13 protein-coding genes and 1 tRNA gene are annotated in these 18,411 nt (G+C 60.5%); 9 read left to right on the top strand and 5 right to left on the bottom strand.

Annotated features, from left to right (window positions below; genetic code table 11):
- Positions 1 to 23: 23 nt before the first annotated feature.
- The 7 genes from fdnG to D882_RS0110500 all read left to right on the top strand — a co-directional run bounded on the left by fdnG (position 24) and on the right by D882_RS0110500 (position 9,096).
- Positions 24 to 3,089 carry a formate dehydrogenase-N subunit alpha gene (gene fdnG, locus D882_RS0110530; RefSeq protein WP_155953720.1) on the top strand — a complete coding sequence of 1,022 codons (3,066 nt, stop codon included), beginning with the start codon at positions 24 to 26 and terminating at the stop codon, positions 3,087 to 3,089.
- Positions 3,090 to 4,025, top strand: a complete 936-nt coding sequence (fdxH, locus tag D882_RS0110525; RefSeq protein ID WP_027923193.1) for a formate dehydrogenase subunit beta — start codon at positions 3,090 to 3,092, stop codon at positions 4,023 to 4,025.
- Complete coding sequence (locus D882_RS0110520) at positions 4,022 to 4,675, top strand: formate dehydrogenase subunit gamma (RefSeq protein ID WP_027923192.1); 654 nt, start codon at positions 4,022 to 4,024, stop codon at positions 4,673 to 4,675. Before fdxH ends, D882_RS0110520 begins: the two co-directional genes overlap by 4 nt.
- Positions 4,676 to 4,679: 4 nt before the next feature.
- A complete protein-coding gene (gene fdhE, locus D882_RS0110515) occupies positions 4,680 to 5,606 on the top strand; it encodes a formate dehydrogenase accessory protein FdhE (RefSeq protein WP_027923191.1) in 927 nt (308 codons plus the stop codon).
- Between the two features lie 53 nt (positions 5,607 to 5,659).
- The gene (selA, locus tag D882_RS0110510; protein ID WP_027923190.1) at positions 5,660 to 7,090 is read left to right on the top strand and encodes an L-seryl-tRNA(Sec) selenium transferase; all 1,431 of its coding nucleotides are present in this window, start codon (positions 5,660 to 5,662) and stop codon (positions 7,088 to 7,090) included.
- A complete protein-coding gene (selB, locus tag D882_RS0110505; RefSeq protein WP_027923189.1) occupies positions 7,087 to 8,994 on the top strand; it encodes a selenocysteine-specific translation elongation factor in 1,908 nt (635 codons plus the stop codon). The genes selA and selB overlap by 4 nt, the downstream gene beginning before the upstream one ends.
- A gap of 6 nt (positions 8,995 to 9,000) precedes the next feature.
- Positions 9,001 to 9,096, top strand: a tRNA-Sec gene (locus tag D882_RS0110500).
- Positions 9,097 to 9,140: 44 nt separating this feature from the next.
- Here D882_RS0110500 and phaC read toward each other — a convergent pair.
- Together phaC and phbB are read right to left on the bottom strand one after the other, a co-directional pair.
- Positions 9,141 to 10,844, bottom strand: a complete 1,704-nt coding sequence (gene phaC, locus D882_RS0110495; RefSeq protein WP_027923188.1) for a class I poly(R)-hydroxyalkanoic acid synthase — start codon at positions 10,842 to 10,844, stop codon at positions 9,141 to 9,143.
- Between the two features lie 135 nt (positions 10,845 to 10,979).
- Positions 10,980 to 11,726, bottom strand: a complete 747-nt coding sequence (phbB, locus tag D882_RS0110490) for an acetoacetyl-CoA reductase (protein WP_027923187.1) — start codon at positions 11,724 to 11,726, stop codon at positions 10,980 to 10,982.
- A gap of 257 nt (positions 11,727 to 11,983) precedes the next feature.
- On the opposite strand from phbB, the gene D882_RS0110485 reads away from it, so the two are divergent.
- A complete protein-coding gene (locus D882_RS0110485) occupies positions 11,984 to 13,021 on the top strand; it encodes an AraC family transcriptional regulator (protein ID WP_027923186.1) in 1,038 nt (345 codons plus the stop codon).
- Between the two features lie 25 nt (positions 13,022 to 13,046).
- Here D882_RS0110485 and D882_RS0110480 read toward each other — a convergent pair whose 3' ends face one another.
- The gene (locus D882_RS0110480; RefSeq protein WP_027923185.1) at positions 13,047 to 15,482 is read right to left on the bottom strand and encodes a DUF3141 domain-containing protein; all 2,436 of its coding nucleotides are present in this window, start codon (positions 15,480 to 15,482) and stop codon (positions 13,047 to 13,049) included.
- A 255-nt stretch (positions 15,483 to 15,737) separates the two neighbouring features.
- On the opposite strand from D882_RS0110480, the gene phaP reads away from it, so the two are divergent.
- The gene (gene phaP / locus D882_RS0110475; protein WP_027923184.1) at positions 15,738 to 16,307 is read left to right on the top strand and encodes a TIGR01841 family phasin; all 570 of its coding nucleotides are present in this window, start codon (positions 15,738 to 15,740) and stop codon (positions 16,305 to 16,307) included.
- 35 nt (positions 16,308 to 16,342) lie between these two features.
- Here phaP and phaR read toward each other — a convergent pair whose 3' ends face one another.
- Both phaR and D882_RS0110465 read right to left on the bottom strand, forming a co-directional pair.
- Complete coding sequence (gene phaR / locus D882_RS0110470) at positions 16,343 to 16,891, bottom strand: polyhydroxyalkanoate synthesis repressor PhaR (protein ID WP_155953719.1); 549 nt, start codon at positions 16,889 to 16,891, stop codon at positions 16,343 to 16,345.
- 209 nt (positions 16,892 to 17,100) lie between these two features.
- Complete coding sequence (locus tag D882_RS0110465; protein ID WP_027923182.1) at positions 17,101 to 18,369, bottom strand: OprD family porin; 1,269 nt, start codon at positions 18,367 to 18,369, stop codon at positions 17,101 to 17,103.
- Between the last annotated feature and the right edge of the window lie 42 nt (positions 18,370 to 18,411).

The following is an 18,411-nucleotide window of genomic DNA, read 5'->3' as shown; positions in this document are numbered from 1 at the left end:
TTCCACCTGATCAGGAGTGCACGATGGACCTCAGCCGTCGTCAGTTCTTCAAGGTCGCTGGTATCGGCCTTGCAGGCTCGAGCCTGGGCGCGTTGGGCATGGCCCCGACGCTGGCCTTTGCCGAGCAGGTGCGTCACTTCAAGCTTGCCGCCACCCATGAAACCCGCAACACCTGCCCGTATTGCTCGGTCGGTTGCGGCTTGATCATGTACAGCCAGGGCGATACGGCCAAGAATGTCGCGCAAAGCATCATCCACATCGAAGGTGACGCCGACCACCCGGTCAACCGCGGCACCCTGTGCCCCAAAGGCGCGGGCCTGCTGGATTTCATTCACAGCCCCGGTCGCCTGCAATACCCGCAGGTGCGCAAGCCCGGCAGCAGCGAGTGGACGCGCATCTCCTGGGATGAAGCGCTGGACCGCGTCGCCGACCTGATGAAGGCCGACCGCGACGCCAACTTCATCGAGAAGAATGCCCAAGGCCAAACGGTGAACCGCTGGCTGACCACCGGTTTCCTCGCCGCCTCAGCGGCATCGAACGAAGCGGGCTACCTCACCCACAAGGTCATTCGCAGTCTCGGCATGCTGGGGTTTGATAACCAGGCGCGTGTCTGACACGGCCCGACGGTGGCAAGTCTTGCCCCGACGTACGGCCGTGGTGCCATGACCAATACCTGGACCGATATCGCCAACGCGAATCTGGTTCTGGTGATGGGCGGCAACGCAGCAGAAGCGCACCCGTGCGGTTTCAAATGGGTGACGGAAGCCAAGGCGCACAACAAGGCGCGGCTGATCGTGGTCGACCCGCGATTCACCCGCACGGCCTCGGTGGCCGACTATTACGCGCCGATTCGCACCGGCACCGACATCGCCTTCATGGGCGGGCTGATCAATTACCTGCTGACCGAGGACAAGATCCAGCACGAATACGTGCGCAACTACACCGACGTGTCGTTCATCGTCAAAGCCGGTTATGGCTTCGAGGACGGGATCTTCAGCGGTTACGACGTGGCCAAGCGCAGCTACACCGATAAATCCGGCTGGGGCTATGAACTCGGTGAGGACGGCTTTGCCAGGATCGACCCGACCCTGCAAGACCCACGCTGCGTCTATCAACTGATGAAGCAGCATTACAGTCGCTACAACATCGACCTGGCGAGCCAGATTTGCGGGATGCCGGTCGATGCCATGCAAAAAATCTGGGATGAGATCGCCACGTGCTCGGTGCCGGGCAAGACCATGACCATCCTGTATGCATTGGGCTGGACCCAGCACTCGATCGGCTCGCAGATCATCCGCAGCGCGGCAATGGTGCAATTGCTGCTGGGCAATGTCGGCATGCCCGGCGGTGGCGTGAACGCCTTGCGCGGACACTCCAACATTCAGGGCCTGACTGACCTTGGCTTGCTGTCCAACTCGCTGCCGGGTTACCTCACCTTGCCGACCGACGCCGAGCAGGAATACGCCGCCTACATCACCAAACGCACGCAAAAACCGTTGCGTCCGGGGCAACTGTCCTACTGGCAGAACTACAGCAAGTTCCACGTCAGCCTGATGAAAGCCTGGTATGGCGGTAACGCCTCGGCCGAGAACAATTGGGCGTACGACTACCTGCCGAAACTGGACATTCCCAACTACGACATCCTCAAAGTGTTCGACTTGATGGGCCAGGGCAAGGTCAATGGCTACATGTGTCAGGGCTTCAACCCCATCGCGGCGTTGCCTGACAAAAACCGGGTGATGGCGGCGCTGGCCAAGTTGAAATGGCTGGTGGTGATGGACCCGCTGTCCACCGAAACCTCGGAGTTCTGGCGCAATGTCGGGCCGTACAACGATGTCAAGAGTGCCGACATCCAGACCGAAGTGATTCGCCTGCCCACCACCTGTTTTGCCGAGGAGGACGGCTCGCTGGTCAACAGCAGTCGCTGGCTGCAATGGCACTGGAAAGGTGCCGACGGGCCGGGTGAAGCACAAACCGACATCCGGATCATGGCCGAACTGTTCCTGCGCCTGCGTCAGCGTTATGAAGCGAAGGGCGGCGCCTATCCCGATCCGATCCTGAAACTGTCGTGGCAGTACAAGGTCCCCGACGAACCTTCACCGGAAGAACTGGCCAAGGAAATCAACGGCTACGCCACCACTGACTTCACCGATGCCACGGGCGCGGCGATCAAGGGCAATGCGCAACTGGCCGCGTTCAGCCAGCTCAAGGACGACGGCAGCACCGCGTCCGGTTGCTGGATTTTCTGTGGCAGCTGGACCGAAACCGGCAACCAGATGGCCCGGCGCGACAACAGCGATCCGTATGGCATGCACCAGCACCAAGGCTGGGCGTGGGCCTGGCCAGCGAACCGGCGGATTCTCTACAACCGCGCCTCGGCCGATCCACAAGGCAAGCCCTGGGACCCGAAAAAACGCCTGGTGTGGTGGAACGGCAAGGTCTGGGGCGGCACCGACGTGCCCGACTACAAGGCCGACGTGCCACCGGAAGCAGGGATGAATCCGTTCATCATGAACCCCGAAGGCGTGGCGCGGTTCTTCGCCGTCGACAAGATGAACGAAGGCCCGTTCCCCGAACACTACGAGCCGTTCGAAACGCCGATCGGCATCAACCCGCTGCACCCGACCAACAAAAAAGCCACCAGCAACCCGGCGGCGCGGATCTTCGATTCGGTGTGGGATTCCCTCGGCGTGGCCAAGGATTACCCGTACGCGGCCACCAGTTACCGCTTGACCGAGCATTTCCACTTCTGGAGCAAGCACTGCAAGCTCAACGCGATTGCCCAACCGGAGCAGTTTGTCGAAATCGGCGAAGTGCTGGCCAAGGAAAAAGGCATCGTCGCCGGCGACCGTGTGCGGGTAAGCAGCAAGCGCGGGCACATCGAAGCGGTAGCGGTGGTGACCAAGCGGATTCGTCCGTTGCAGGTCAACGGCCAAGTGGTGCACCAGATCGGTATCCCGCTGCACTGGGGGTTTACCGGGCTCACGCGTCACGGTTACCTGACCAACACCCTGGTGCCGTTCCTCGGCGATGGCAACACACAGACCCCGGAATCCAAGTCATTCCTGGTCAACGTGGAGAAAGTCTAGATGGCCAGCCAAGACATCATTGCCCGTTCGGCCACCACGACTGTCCCGCCTTCGGTGCGCAATCAGGAGGAAGTGGCCAAGCTGATCGACACCACCAAGTGCATTGGCTGCAAGGCGTGTCAGGTGGCTTGTTCTGAATGGAACGAGCTGCGCGACGACGTCGGCCACAACCTCGGCACCTACGACAATCCGCAGGATTTGAGCGCAGAAACCTGGACCCTGATGCGCTTCACCGAGCATGAAACCGACGCCGGCAACCTTGAATGGCTGATCCGCAAGGACGGCTGCATGCATTGCGCCGAACCCGGTTGCCTGGCGGCGTGCCCCAGCCCCGGCGCGATCATCAAACACGCCAACGGCATAGTCGATTTCGACCAGGACCACTGCATCGGCTGCGGCTATTGCATCACCGGTTGCCCGTTCAACATTCCACGGATCTCGCAAAAGGATCACAAGGCGTACAAATGCACCTTGTGTTCGGACCGGGTTGAAGTCGGACTGGAACCGGCCTGCGTGAAAACCTGCCCGACCGGCGCCATCGTCTTCGGTACCAAGGAAGACATGAAGGAACATGCGGCCGAACGGATCGTCGATCTTAAAAGCCGTGGTTTTGAAAACGCTGGCCTCTACGACCCGGCCGGTGTCGGCGGTACTCACGTGATGTACGTGCTGCACCACGCCGACACGCCGCAACTGTACGCCGGGCTGGCGAAAGACCCGGCGATCAGTCCGTTGGTGGGGCTGTGGAAAGGCGTGAGCAAACCCTTGGGCTTGCTCGCGATGGGCCTGGCGGTGCTGGCCGGGTTCTTCCATTACGTGCGCACCGGGCCGCAGGTGGTGGAGGAGGATGAGTTGCCGCTGCTCAAGGACAACGCGGTGCACGAAGTCGATCCATCGGTGCATACCTTTGATCCGCGCGGGGAGGACAGACCATGATCCGCAAACAGATCCTGCGCTACACCGCTGGCCAGCGCACCAATCATTGGCTGGTGGCGATCCTGTTTTTCATGGCCGCATTGTCCGGGCTGGCGCTGTTTCATCCGGCGCTGTTCTGGCTCAGCAACCTGTTTGGTGGTGGCCCGTGGACGCGGATCCTGCATCCCTTCATGGGCGTGGTGATGTTCGTGCTGTTCCTCGGGTTGGTGTTTCGCTTCTGGCGGGCCAACTTCTTCATCCGCAATGACGGCTTGTGGCTCAAGCGGATCGACAGAGTGATTCAAAACGAGGAGGAGGGCGTGCCGCCCATTGGCAAGTACAACCCCGGACAGAAGCTGCTGTTCTGGACCTTGTTGGCCTGCATGCTTGCGCTGTTGTTGACCGGACTGGTCATCTGGCGCGCGTATTTCAGCGATTATTTCGGCATCACTGCGATTCGCTGGGCCATGCTGCTGCACGCGTTGGCGGGGTTTGTGCTGGTGTTGAGCATCATCATCCACATCTACGCCGGTATCTGGATCAAGGGCTCGGTCAGCGCCATGGTGCATGGCTGGGTCAGCCGCGCCTGGGCAAAAAAACACCATGAACTCTGGTACCGCGAAGTGACGCGCGACGAACACCCCGATCCGCCGATCAGCAAAAAAGGATAAGCCCTTGGCGACGATTCTTGAACCTGGAGAGATTGAAGCGGCGGCGAGTTCACCGCCGTTTCTGTACCTGCCGCCGCACAACCTGTTCACCTTGCGTGCCTTGCGGCTGGAACGATTGGCCGAAGGGCATCCGCTGGCCGATTACCTGCGTTTGGTGGCCGGTTTGTGTCATGTGCAGCAGCGCCTGATCGACGCTCCGCCAGTCACCACCTTGCCTGATCCTGAACGCATCAAGGTCTGCCAGGCGCACGGCCTGCCACCGTTGGCCGCCGACACATTGGTGCGCGAGGGCCATTGGTTGCCGTACCTTGACGCCTTGTTGCAGCACTGCCCGCCAGCGCCGCAACCGGCGGTAGCGAAAGCCCTGGCGACGTTGCGCAGTACCGACGCCGGGCAACGCAAGGCCTGGGCGGTGGCGTTGGTCAGCGGCCAGTTCACGCTGTTGCCCGCGGCGCTGGTGCCGTTTCTTGGCGCCGCGTTGCAAGCGGCCTGGAGTCATTGGCTGCTGAGCACGCCGGACCTCGCGCTGAAACCCGGCGACAGCCTCAATCAATGCCCGGCCTGCGGTTCACCGGCGATGGCCGGGGTGATTCGCCATCGCGGCAAACACAACGGTTTGCGTTATCTGGTGTGCTCCTTGTGCGCCTGCGAATGGCACGTGGTGCGGGTCAAGTGCGTGTATTGCGAGCAGAGCAAAGGCCTGGAATACGTCAGCCTCGATGACGACCGCCACGCTGCCAATCAAGCGCCATTGCGCGCCGAAACCTGCCCCGGCTGTCGCAGTTACCTGAAACAGCTCTACCTGGAAAACGACGCAGAAGCGGAAGCGCTGTCGGCAGACTTGAGCAGCCTGATGCTCGACATGCGCCTGGAACAGGAAGGCTACCTGCGTCCGGCGCCGAACTTGCTGCTGGCCCCCGGAGGCGACTGAACACTCAACGGCTACACTCAGGCGCGACGGTCTATCGTTTCCAGGAGCGCCTGATGCCTTCACCTTCCGCCAGTCAAACCTTGCGGCTGCCTTCCATCGACAGTCTGTTGCGCCATCCCGCCTGCCAACCCCTGGCCGAGCGTTATGGGCGTGACGCGCTGCTGGGGAGCCTGCGGCAATTGCTCGATGACTTGCGCGAACCGGTGCTGACCGGGCAACTCGATGCCGTGGAAATAAGCCCGCAGGTCTTGGCGGGGCGGGCCGGTGAGCGTCTGGCCCGGCATCACCAAAGTCATGTGCGCCGGGTGTTCAACCTGACCGGCACGGTGCTGCACACCAATCTAGGCAGAGCGCTGCTCCCGGATGTCGCCATCGAAGCCGTGCGAATGGCCGCACGTTATCCGCTCAATCTTGAATTTGATTTGAGCAGCGGCAAACGTGGCGACCGTGATGACCTGATCGAAGGCCTGATCCGCGAACTCACCGGCGCCGAAGCGGTGACCGTGGTCAACAACAACGCGGCAGCGGTGCTGCTGACGCTCAACAGTTTAGGCGCGCGCAAGGAAGGGATCATTTCCCGGGGCGAGCTGATTGAAATCGGCGGCGCGTTCCGCATTCCCGACATCATGGCGCGGGCCGGGGTTCGCCTGCATGAAGTCGGCACCACTAACCGCACCCATGCCGGTGATTACGAGGCGGCCATCGGCCCGCGCAGCGGTCTGGTGATGCGCGTGCACGCGAGCAACTACAGTATCGAAGGATTCACCGCACGGGTGCCGACCGCCGAACTTGCGCAGTTGGCACACCGGCATGGATTACCGCTGCTGGAAGACCTTGGCAGCGGCAGCCTGCTGGACCTGACCCGCTGGGGCCTGCCCGCCGAACCGACGGTGCGCCAGGCGCTGCTCGATGGCGCGGACATCGTCACTTTCAGCGGCGACAAATTGTTGGGTGGCCCGCAGGCGGGGTTGATTGTCGGGCGCAAGGACCTGATTGCGAAGATCAAGAAGAACCCACTCAAGCGTGCGCTGCGGGTCGACAAACTGACCCTGGCCGCGCTCGAAGCGGTGCTGGGGTTGTACCGCGACCCGGATCGCCTGGCCGAACGCCTGCCGAGCCTGCGCCTGCTGACTCGCCCGCACGCCGACATCCTCGCGCAAGCCGAACGGCTGCAACCGTCGCTGGCCCACGTTTTGGGTGAAGGCTGGAGCGTCAGTGCGCTGCCGGCGCTGGGCATGATCGGCAGCGGCAGCCAACCGGTGGCGCGCTTGCCGAGTGCCGCGTTGTGCCTGCGGCCTAACGTGTCCAAACGTCTGCGCGGCCGGCAGTTGCTGGGGCTGGAAGCCGCGTTCCGTCAGTTGGCCATTCCGGTACTGGGCCGCATCGACGACGACGCGCTGTGGCTGGATCTGCGCCAACTGGACGATGAAGTTGCATGGCTGGAGCAACTCGATCAGTTAGCCGTCGAGGGGCGGGCAGGGTGATCGTCGGCACCGCAGGGCACATCGATCACGGTAAGACTGCGCTGTTGCAGGCGTTGACCGGGCAGGCCGGTGACCGGCGCCGGGAAGAACGTGAACGCGGCATGACGATTGATCTTGGCTACCTGTATGCCGCGCTGGAACCGGGCGCGGAATTGACCGGGTTCATCGACGTGCCCGGTCACGAACGTTTCACCCACAATATGCTGGCCGGGGCGCAGGGCATTGATCTGGTGGTGCTGGTGGTCGCGGCGGATGACGGCGTCATGCCGCAGACCCGCGAACACCTGGCGATTGTTGAACTGCTGGGCATTCCCCGGGCGCTGGTGGCGATCACCAAGTGCGACCGGGTCGAGCCAGCCAGGGTGCAAGTCGTCCATGAACAGATGACCACGCTATTGGCGCCCGGCCCCTATGCCGATGCGCCGCAAATCGCGCTGTCGAGTGTGAGCGGGGAAGGTGTCGAGACGCTGCGTCAGGCATTGCTCGACGCACAGCGTGACGTGCATCAACGCAGTACCGACGGCGGTTTTCGTCTGGCAATTGATCGCGCCTTCAGCGTCGCCGGCGCCGGTATTGTGGTGACGGGTACGGCGTTGTCGGGGCAAGTGACGGTGGGCGACACACTGGTGTTGAGTCCATTGGGCAAACCTGTTCGAGTGCGCGGTTTGCATGCGCAGAATCAGGCGGCGAACACCGCGGTTGCCGGCCAACGCGTGGCATTGAACCTGAGTGCAGAGCGCCTGGCGCTGGAGCACATCCACCGTGGTCAATGGTTGCTGGCGGAGTGGCTCTCTGCGCCGACTCAACGACTGGACATCAAGCTGCGTTTGTTGGCCAGCGAAGCCAAAGCCTTCGAACATTTTCAACCGGTGCATGTTCACCTTGGCACTCAAGACGTGACGGGGCGGGTGGCGTTGCTGGAAGGTGCGAACCTCGCGCCGGGCGGGCGGATGTTTGCGCAAATCCTGCTGAATGCCCCGGTGCACGCGGTGAAAGGCGATCCGTTGATCCTGCGGGATCAGAGCGCCCAGCGTACCCTCGGCGGTGGTCGGGTGCTTGATCCGTTTGCCCCGACCCGACACCGTCGCAGCCCCGAACGACTGGCGCAACTTCAGGCGCTCGCCACCCGCCATTCGCTGGAGGAACTCCTGCCGGCCTTGTTGGCCAACAGCGACAGCGGCCTCGATCCACGGCAACTGGAGCGCCAGTTCAACCGTCCGCGCGGGACTTGGGTGTTACCCGATGACGTGCGCTTGATCGAGACCCGCCAAGGTCCGCTGCTGTTCAGTTCGGCCCGCTGGGAAGCCCTGAAGGCCCCTTTGCTGGAACACCTCGCACGCTTTCATGAACTTGAGCCGGATCAAATGGGCCCGGACCGTGATCGCTTGCGTCGCTTCACCGCCACCACGCTGGAACGCCCGACCTTCCTCCGTCTGCTCGACGATTTACTCGCCAGCGGCGCTATCGCCACCAGCGGACCCTGGCTGCATTTACCCGGTCATCAAGTGCGCCTGAGTGAAGAAGACGAGGCCCTGTGGCAGCGCTTGCAACCGTTGTTTGAACAGGCCGCTTTCGATCCGCCATGGGTGCGTCAACTGGGGCATGACGAGGCGAGCGTGCGCCTGCTGTTGCGCAAAATGGCGCGGCTGGGGTTGCTGCATCAAGTGGTGCGGGACCTGTTCTACACCGACGCGATGATCCGTCGATTGGCGGCTATGCTGTTGCAACTGGCCGAGCACGACCCGGTGATTCAGGTCGCGGCGTTTCGCGATGCGGTCGGCCTGGGCCGCAAGCGCAGCATTCAGATTCTGGAGTACTTTGACCGCATCGGCCTGACTCGACGCCTGGGCGACAAACGCCAGATCCGTCTCGACAGTGCCTTGGCGCAAAAAGACCACCACTGAGTTCAAGGAAGGCAATCGCGCCCGGTGGCGCGGCCGGGCTTCAAACCCGGTTGGGGACGGCATCCGTTCCCGGGCAGGTTCGACTCCGGCTGCCTTCCGCCATTTTTTGCTGAGCGGGCTTTCGAAGCTCCGAACAGGCTCGTGGCTTATTGCATCACATATCGCCCGGGTGCCGACTCCAGCGCCGGGTATTGCGCATTCCCGGTGTGCAGCACCGACGGCTGGCGCTCACCGGCATGTTCGTCGAGCCAGGCGAACCAGTCATTCCACCAGCTGCCGGAATGCTGCTGCGCGTTCATGAACCAGGTTTCGGGGTTTTTGGAGAGTCGGTTATTGGTCCAGTAGTGACGTTTTTCCTTGGCCGGTGGATTGATCACCCCGGCGATATGCCCCGAGGCGCCGAGCACAAAGCGCTTGGTCCCGCAGAGCAGCTCGGTGCTGGCATAGGCACTTCTCCACGGCACGATGTGATCGTCATGGGTGGCGAGGATATAGGCGGGCGCATCAATGGCGCGCAGGTCCAGCTTGACCCCGCAACAGTCCAGCTCGCCTGACTTCAAGTCGTTCTGCAAATAGGTGTGGCGCAGGTACCAGCAATACATCGGCCCAGGCAGGTTGGTGCTGTCGTTGTTCCAGAACAGCAGGTCCAGAGCCATCGGCTTCTGGCCCTTGAGGTATTTGTCGACGTTGTAGTTCCACCACAAATCGTTGGGACGCAATAGCGAGAAGGTATTGCCCATGTCCTCGCCCTTGAACAGGCCGAGGGGGCCATTCACGCCGCCGATGGTGCGCTCGCGGTAGGCCACCAGTTGTTCGTCGACGAAGATGTCGATGGGGCCGGTGTCGAGGTAATCGAGGAATGTGGTCAACAGGCTTATGCTGCCGACCTCTTTGTCCCCGCGCGCCGCCAGTACCGCCAGCGCCGTACTCAACAGTGTGCCGCCGATGCAGAAACCCACGCAGTTGGGACGTTGCTCGCCGCTGATTTCGCGGGTGACCTGCAAGCCTTTGATGATGCCGGTTTCGATCAGATCATCCCAGGTGGTGCCTGCGTGTTCCTGGTCGAAGTTGCGCCACGACATCAGAAACACCGGATGCCCTTGTTTCAACAGATGGGCAACCATCGAGTTGTCCGGTCGCAGGTCGAGTATGTAGAACTTGTTGATGGCGGGCGGTACGACAAAAACCGGGCGCCGGTACTGGGTTTCGCTTTGCGGGTAGTACTGAATCAGCTGGAACAGTGCGTTCTCGAACACTACGTCGCCGGGGGTATTGGCCACATCGACGCCTACCTTGAACGCGCCGCTGTCGCAGTGGCGCATCTTGCCTTCTTGCAAGTCGCTGGCCAGGTGCAGCATGCCGGTGAGGAGGCTGCTGCCTTGGGTGTCGACGACCCGTTGCAGCGCATCGGGATTACTCGCCAGAAAGTTGCTGGGGGCGCCGGCAGCGATGGCTTGTTCCACCAGGTAGAGCAAGCGCTGGCGCGGCTTCTTGTCCTTGATCGGCAGCTTGTCGAGCAGTTTCAGCAAAAAACCGGCGTTGAGCAGGTAAAACGCGGCGAGTGAGCCGAACAGGGGATCACTCCAGTTTCCGCTGGCGAAACGGCGGTCTTCAAAGGCGAAGGGCTGACCGGTCAACATACGGTGGCCGAGGTCGCTCCATTGCAGCTGATAGTCCGACTGAAGGCTGTCCAGGACATCGCCCGGCAGCTCGAACCACTCGTTGTACTCCTGGCCGTCAAACCACGGATTAGTGCTGACCCACACACGTAATTGTTGCACTGCAAAGGATGCAATGAACGGAACCTGGCCTGACCAGTAGGTGTTGAAGGTGTGTGCGTTGTTGTCCATGGAACTCCTTGCCCATATACGTAAAACGGGCAGAAAAAAAGCAGCGGCGCCGGACTTCGGCACCGCCGTCAGCAAGCACGCAGGCAGTTTTGAGTCTTTAGCATCGAGCGAGAGCTGGGGGCCATGCCCACAGGTCTACTGCATGTTCATGCCGCCGTTGACCGAGAAGTCGGCACCCGTGCTGTAACCCGACTCGCCGGACGCCAGCCAGGCCACGATCGAGGCGATTTCTTCGGGTTGACCGAGGCGCCCGACCGGTGTGGACGCAATCATGGTGTCGAGAATGTCCGGGCGGATGGCCGCGGTCATGCTGGTCTGGATGTAGCCTGGCGAAACGGTGTTGACGGTCACGCCCTTGCCGGACACTTCCCGGGCCAGTGCCATGGTGAAACCATGGATGCCGGCTTTGGCCGCGCTGTAATTGGTCTGGCCGAACTGGCCACGCTGACCGTTGATCGAGGAGATGTTGATGACCCGTCCCCATCCCTTGGCCAACATCCCTTCGATCACCTGCTTGGTGGTGTTGAACAAGCCGCTGAGATTAGTGCCGATCACGGCGTTCCAGTCTTCGGGGGTGAGTTTGCGAAAGGAGGCATCGCGAGTGATTCCGGCGTTGTTGACCAGCACATCGACCGGTCCGAATTGCTCCCGCGCGCCCTCAAAGGCCTTTCGCGTTGATTCCCAATCGGTGATGTCGCCATAGATGCATTCGAACTGATAACCCGCTACCAACTGAGCGGCGATCCAATCGTTCTTGCGGGCTGAATCAGCGCTGCAACCCACAATGACCTTGAATCCCTCGGTGTACAGGCGTCGGCTGATTGCCGTACCAATCCCACCCATACCACCGGTGACCAACGCAATACGACCAAGCGACTTCATAGATTGCTTCCCTTTTATTTTTTGCGCTGCAAGATGGGAAGATTGTTCGGTATTGGCGGGGTGTGCGGAAGTGTTGGGAGGTGACTGTCTGGTGTCCATAGGTGCCATGCAGGTGTTTTCGGATCACTGGCAGTCAATGACCTTTACCGGTACCGGGATCAATTCTTGGCATTGAACGGTCGGTTACTCTTTGATTCAACGTAGATCAGTCATGGCTCCGGACAGGATGTCCGGTTCCACAGGTCAGTGAGGACCCCATGTACAGAATGAGTTCAGGCTATGCCAACGTGTTGGTCAATACGCTTTCGGCCGAAGGACTGGATGTTGCCAGCCTGTGTCGGGAAGCCGGACTGGACATGCAGATCGCGAACACGCCCGGGGCGCTTTGCGAGCGAAGGGTGATCTATCGGTTGTGGCAACTGGCCGCCCAGGCCAGCGGTGATCCGGACATCGGCTTGAAGGCCTACGGGCACTTTCATCCGGGCAGTTTTCAAATCGTCGGTTACACCATGATGTCGAGCCTCAACCTCAAACGGGCGCTGGAGCGCCTGGTGCGCTTCAGCCCATTGATCGGTAACGGGTTCAGTCTGTTTTTTGTTCCGGAGCAGCAGCATTACCGGCTCGCCTCGCTCGATCATCAACAGTCCGGTTCCATCAAGCCCCGTCAGTATGCCGATGCCGGGTTGGCTTCTTTGCTCGGCTTCTGCCGTTGGCTGGGCGGTGGCAAGTTACCGCAACCCTTGAGCGTCGAGTTCAGTTACCCCGAACCGAAAGACATTTCCGCGCATCAACGGCTTTTTGATTGCGACCTGACTTTTGGTTCGGCCTACGACAGCATTCTGTTTGACGGGCAGGAGCTGCTGCGACCGTTGAGTATGGCCAATGAGGCCTTAGCGGTATTGCATGACAGTTTTGCCGAGACGCAATTGGATCTGCTGTTCGGCTTGTCCATTACCGGCAGGATTCGGGCGCTGATTACCGAGCGATTGAGCCATGGACAGGGGCAATGCGACATGGAATCGATCGCTGCCGCCTTGAACATCAGTAAGCGCACGCTGCAACGGGCCCTGGAAAAAGACGGGACGCAATTCAAGGACGTGCAGAACGCTGTGCGCCGGCAATTGGCCGATTTCTACCTGCGCCATTCTCACTTCAACATGAAGCATGTCGCGTACCTCCTTGGTTTTCATGACCACAGCAGCTTCAACAAAGCGTGCAGCCGATGGTTTGGCATGACCCCGGGCCAGTATCGGGCTGACGAGTCGTTCGAGATGGAAGAAGCCGCGCCCGTCTGACGCGCTTCTCGCCAACCACTCAGCGTTATGTCACCGGCGGTTTCTTCGCGCCTTTTTTGCCCTTGGCAGGGGGGCGTACCGGATTCTTGACCTTGGCGACGGGCGTCGGTTGTGGGGGCTCCGCGGCGAGTATCTGCACGATCGGCTCAGGCGTCATGACCGGGACCGGTGCTGCGATGACATCGGCTTCAGCGGCTGGCTGGGTCAGGATGAAACCAGGCAGCGGGACGTCGAGCAGTGCGTGCAGTTCACACCATAACGCGTTATGGGTGCCGCTGATCAACAGTTCCGGCAACAAATTGGCGACGGCCGCCAGCACTTGTTGGCGTTCCTCAACCTCGACAAGCATCAAGGACAGGCTGTTAAGGCTTTCTTGCGGGTGAGTGGCGACCAGCAGTTTTTGCAGGCGCAACGTTTCGCGCAGGTCCAACGGCTGGGCACTGTAGTCCTGGAGCAGTACCTGCAATTGCTGGATCAACCGTTCGACGATTTCCTTGCCAGGCTCGTCGCTGTCGCGGTCCAGCAGAAACAGGATCCGTACCAAGGCTTCCATCAGACCGCCCAGGGGCAGGGCGTCCTGAAGACGATCGATCAAGACCTTGTCGTGCTGCTCGGCGTGCGCCTGCAGATCTCGCCCAGGCGCAGTGCCGGCGAGGCTATTGAGTACGCCATATACGCCGTAGAAACACATTTCCTGTGCTGCATCACGCAGGTCTCGATAGCCGTTCAAGGCGTCCTGCACCTGGTTGGAAAACAGTTCCTGCCAGACCAGCAACGGGTTGTTCTGGCTGGCGGGGTGACGATCCTTGTTCACCTGAGCGGCACTGCCTGCCAGCCACCACAGCGCCGGGTTCAAACTGCTCCAGGCCACTTGCTGCTGATGGAAAGGGTGGGTGCGGCGCAGCATTTCGGCGCTCGGTTCGTTGATCAGCTGGCGCAACCACGGGCGTATGAATTCGTCGTACACGCCATTGTTGATTGTGGACGCGCGCTGGACCAGCGCAAATTCCCGATCGTCATCACGGGGCGGCTGCACCTGGCCATGGATGTCGGCGATCCGCCGGCGTTCGAAACGCACGGCATACGGCGTCGGCGAATTCTCCGGCAGGTCTTCGATCAGCATCTCATACAGCCCGGCCGACAGCGCATTGATCGCATCGACCGCACCGAGCAATTCACGGTGTTCACGCCGCGCCACTTCACCGGACACGAAGATGCCCAGGTGACCGATGCTCGCGTGTCGCAGGTACACGATGGTGCGCCCGGCATTTTGCAACGCGAGATCGCTGGGATAGACGTCGGTGATCCAGTCCAGTGCCTGCTGCGGGGAGGTGATGTTGTCGCCATACGAACAGAACACCACCACCGGCGCTTCGATCAGCTTGAGGTCAAGCCCGGTGCTCTTGCGACCGAGGCCACCAGACAGCCGATTGCCGATGAACAGGTCGTCGACAATCATCTCGATCTCTTCGCCATTGAGGAGGGTCGGGCTGCCCCACCAGCGTTCGAAATCCAGAAAGCGTGCGGCCTCGCTGTCGACTTCACTGAACAGGTGGTAGTACTTGCCCCAATACGTATTGGCCGGGTCCAGGCTTTCGAAGTTGCTGACCAGCCAGGTACCGTCGAAACGGCCATTACCGAGGTCGCTACCGAGGCGTGCCATCCAGCCACCGCCTAGCAAACCACCGGTGTAGCGCATCGGATTGCAGCCATTGACACCGGCCCAATACGATAACGGCGCACCATTGACGATGATCAACCCCGGCAGCTCCGGCCGGGTAGCCGCCAGCCCCATCAATGCCCAACCGGCCTGGCAATTGCCAATCAGCACGGGGTTGGCGCTGTCGGGATGGCGGGCGCTGACGACCTCGATGAACTTCGCTTGGGCGTCTGTGATATCGGCAAGGGTTTGCCCTGGGCGAGGCGAGTGACTGAAGGAGATGAAGTAGGTGGGGTGGCCGGCTCTCAGGCTCTCGCCGATGACCGAATCCTGTTTGAAACCGCCGATGCCCGAGCCGTGACCGCCGCGAGGGTCAATGATGATCACGGGCTGTTTCTTACTGTCGATCGGTTGCCCCGGGCCGCCGAGGATTTGCAACAACGAATAGTTGACCGGGCGGGGCAGGGCTTCCCCGGCGACCAGCGTTTCATGATTGAACTTGAGCAGCAGCGGATACCCGGCGCGTTCGTGGGCCAGGGTGTTGTCGCCGCGCTGACGCAAGGTATCCCAGAACAACACGCTGCGTTGGCCAAGGTCCGTGAAGTATTCCTGCCAGTCAGCAGGCGTTGGCTGCCGGAGTTGCCCAAGGCTTAAAGGCGCGAAGGTTTTTGCCTGGCGCTTCTGTACGGCGTCGAGGACGTTGCGGGTATTAAGGCGTTGCAGATGATTGAGGTGTTCAAACAAGCCAGCGGGTTCGGAGAATTTTTCATCTTGCAGCGCAATATTTAATTCCTGACCCATCGTAATCTCCTGACGCGGTGCATGGGGACCGGCCCGTCTGAACCCTTTGGTTAAAGAGCGCTAGCCTGGCCGTTCGATGAGCAGGAGTCTACAGCGTATAAGGAGGGCTTTAGCAAAGTATATTTTGCACTGCACAAAAATAGGCGTTGCCAAATGGTTTTGTGCACTGCAATATCAAGGCTAACGCGATGACTGGCCGGATCGCTATCGCGTCCTCAGGCCCATCAGGGCCTTCCAGTACCAGGAGATTCAAGCATGTCTTTTTTCAATACGGAAAAACTGCAAACCGCTCAGAAAGCCAACCTCGATCTTTTGCAGCAAATCAGCGGCAAAGTCTTCGCCAGCGTTGAACAGCTCAGCCAGTTGCAGTTCAAGGCACTGCGCGACTCCACCGAAGAGCACTTCGAAGGCGTTCGCAAGCTGCTGGCCGTCCGTGATCCACAAGGTTTCGCCGATCTGCAGGCTTCTTTCACCCAGCCGAGCGCGCAGGCCGAACGTCTGGCCGAGTTCAATCGTCAGGTTCAAGCACTGATCGTCGGTACTCAGTCGGACATCGCCAAATTGACTTCGAGTCAGGTCGAAGCGGGCACCCAACAGGTGCAAGAATTCGTTGAAACCATCGGCAAGAATGCACCGGCCGGCTCCGAACCCGTTGTGGCAGCGTTCAAGTCGAGCCTGGCGAATGCCGGTACCGTGTTCGAAAGCGCACAGAAAGCCGTAAAACAGGCTGCCGATGTGGCTCAGAGCAATTTCGACGCAGCGACTGCCGCGGCCACCAAAGCGGCCCCGGAAGCAAGCGCCAAGGCTACCAGCGGCAACAAGTAAGTCACGTCAAGCAAGCGGCACCAATGGCGATGGGTTTATTCCCCATCGCCATTTTTTTTCGGCCCGTTATCGGTGCCGGGTTTACCGCCGAACATGCCAAACAGGTTCTGGGTATTGAGGTACAACGCTTTGGACTGGTCGACATACTGGCGCATCAGGTCCTGCATCACTGGGGCCTGTTGATGCATGAAGTCGCTCCAGGCTTCGGACGACTGCGCGCCGGTCTGGGACTGAACGTCGATTACGGTCTGAATGCTCTTGTCCAGGTAACTGCCGAGTACACCCTGGTAAGGGCCGTAGAACTGGATAATCCCCATCAGCATTTCGGTAGTGAAGATCGGCTCACCGCCACTTTCAGCTTCCAGAATCACTTGCAGCAGGATGCTGCGCGTCAAGTCCTCGCCGCTCTTGGCATCGACCACCTGAAAGGCAATTTTGTCGACCACCAATTGCCGTATGTCCGCCAGTGTCAAATGACTGCTGGTGTGGGTGTCATACAGTCGGCGATTGGGGTACTTCTTGATCAGGCGGGGGGAGGTATCAGTCATGCGGGGCGTCTCGCGGCGGGCCTGGTTTGTAGGCATCTTAACCTACATTGGTGGTCTTCAGGCCGCCATCGCGGGCAAGCCCGCTCCCACAGTATTCTCTGTTGTTCACAAATTCTGCATTCAAAGAAGAACCCTGTGGGAGCGGGCTTGCCCGCGATGAGGCCCTCCAGCACATCGAAGATTCCCAAGTCGTAAAAAGGGGAGCCCGCCGGTAGCGTGCCCCCCCTCAGAGAAATTGAATCGGCTTACCAGATCGGCAAGGTGTAGCTGACGATCAGGCGGTTTTCATCCAGATCGTTGCCAAAGTTGGTCGAGCGAACCGTCGCATTACGCCATTTCACGCCGACATTCTTCAGCGGCCCGCCCTGCACGACATAACCGATGTCGGTATCACGTTCCCATTCCTTGCCTTCCGGGCGGTTGCCACCCAGATCGATATTGTCGCCGGTGAGGTAGCGGGTCATGAAGGTCAGGCCCGGAACGCCGATGGCTGCAAAGTTGTAGTCGTAGCGCGCCTGCCAGGACTTTTCGTCCTTGCTGGCGAAGTCGCCGATTTGCACGAAGTTCACCAGGAAGGCGTCGGTGCCGTTGATGTAGGCGTAGCCAGTGTCGCCGCTCATGCCTTGATAGCCCAGGCCCAACGCATGCCCGCCAAGGTTGTAGGTGAACATCGCGCCAATGGCATTGTTATCGACATTACTGCCACCATCGTCCGTGGAGCGGGCGAAGCGCAGATCCGTCTTCAGCGACTGGCCGGTTGTGACCGGCAACACGTAGGTCAGGTTGACCAGGTGCTGGCTGTAGAAGTTGTCGAGGTGACCGTAGCTGTAGCCGGTGGCGAGGTTGCTGGTCCATTTGTAGTTCAGGCTGGCGAAATCGAAGCTGTCGCTATCGACATGACGTGTGGTGATGCCCTTGGCGCCAGTGCGGGTGATGCCCATGTCCTCGTAGTTCGAGGAGTCGCGCTGATTGACCTGCGTCAGTCGCCCGGCATCCACGGTCAAGCCTTCGAGTTCCAGCGAGGTCAACTGACCGCCCTTGAAGGTTTGTGGCAACAGCCGTGAATCGTTGGCCAGTACCGTCGGCAGTTTCGGCAGCAACGTGCCGAGTTTCAGCGTACTTTTTGAGGCGCGCACTTTGCCGGTCAGTCCCAGTTCGCCATACTCGTCCTGCGCACCTTGGCTCGTGTCGCGGTGGCGTTTTAGCAGTCCGGAGCCTGCCCGATCAGGGCTGGAATCGAGCTTGACGCCGACCAGTCCGATCGCATCGAATCCCACGCCAATCAACCCTTCGGTGAACCCCGACTCATAGCGCAGCAGGAAACCCTGTGCCCATTCCTCCTGTTTGGATTGCGCAGCGTTGTCCTGGCGATAGTCACGGTTGAAATAGAAGTTGCGCAGCTCAAGGCTGGCCTTGCTGTCTTTGACAAAGTCAGCAGCGGCGGGGGCCGAGAGGCTGATGACGCCGCCGGACAGCAACAGTCGGGTAGCGAGGATGCGGGTGTTGCGGTCCATGGTGAAGCCCCTTTATTTTTATTATGGAAAGACAGGTCCCGC

Source organism: Pseudomonas sp. URMO17WK12:I12 (genome assembly GCF_000514395.1).
Taxonomy (GTDB): Bacteria; Pseudomonadota; Gammaproteobacteria; order Pseudomonadales; family Pseudomonadaceae; genus Aquipseudomonas; species Aquipseudomonas mucoides.
This window is presented reverse-complemented; position numbering and strand designations above follow the sequence as displayed.

What these genes read in the sequence shown, in the direction of transcription:
- D882_RS0110480 (WP_027923185.1), bottom strand. Translation starts at nt 15,482, where the DNA reads ATGGGTCAGGAATTAAATATTGCGCTGCAAGATGAAAAATTCTCCGAA.
- phaP (WP_027923184.1), top strand. Translation starts at nt 15,738, where the DNA reads ATGTCTTTTTTCAATACGGAAAAACTGCAAACCGCTCAGAAAGCCAAC.
- phbB (WP_027923187.1), bottom strand. Translation starts at nt 11,726, where the DNA reads ATGAAGTCGCTTGGTCGTATTGCGTTGGTCACCGGTGGTATGGGTGGG.
- selA (WP_027923190.1), top strand. Translation starts at nt 5,660, where the DNA reads ATGCCTTCACCTTCCGCCAGTCAAACCTTGCGGCTGCCTTCCATCGAC.
- phaR (WP_155953719.1), bottom strand. Translation starts at nt 16,891, where the DNA reads ATGCCTACAAACCAGGCCCGCCGCGAGACGCCCCGCATGACTGATACC.
- D882_RS0110485 (WP_027923186.1), top strand. Translation starts at nt 11,984, where the DNA reads ATGTACAGAATGAGTTCAGGCTATGCCAACGTGTTGGTCAATACGCTT.
- D882_RS0110520 (WP_027923192.1), top strand. Translation starts at nt 4,022, where the DNA reads ATGATCCGCAAACAGATCCTGCGCTACACCGCTGGCCAGCGCACCAAT.
- fdxH (WP_027923193.1), top strand. Translation starts at nt 3,090, where the DNA reads ATGGCCAGCCAAGACATCATTGCCCGTTCGGCCACCACGACTGTCCCG.
- D882_RS0110465 (WP_027923182.1), bottom strand. Translation starts at nt 18,369, where the DNA reads ATGGACCGCAACACCCGCATCCTCGCTACCCGACTGTTGCTGTCCGGC.
- phaC (WP_027923188.1), bottom strand. Translation starts at nt 10,844, where the DNA reads ATGGACAACAACGCACACACCTTCAACACCTACTGGTCAGGCCAGGTT.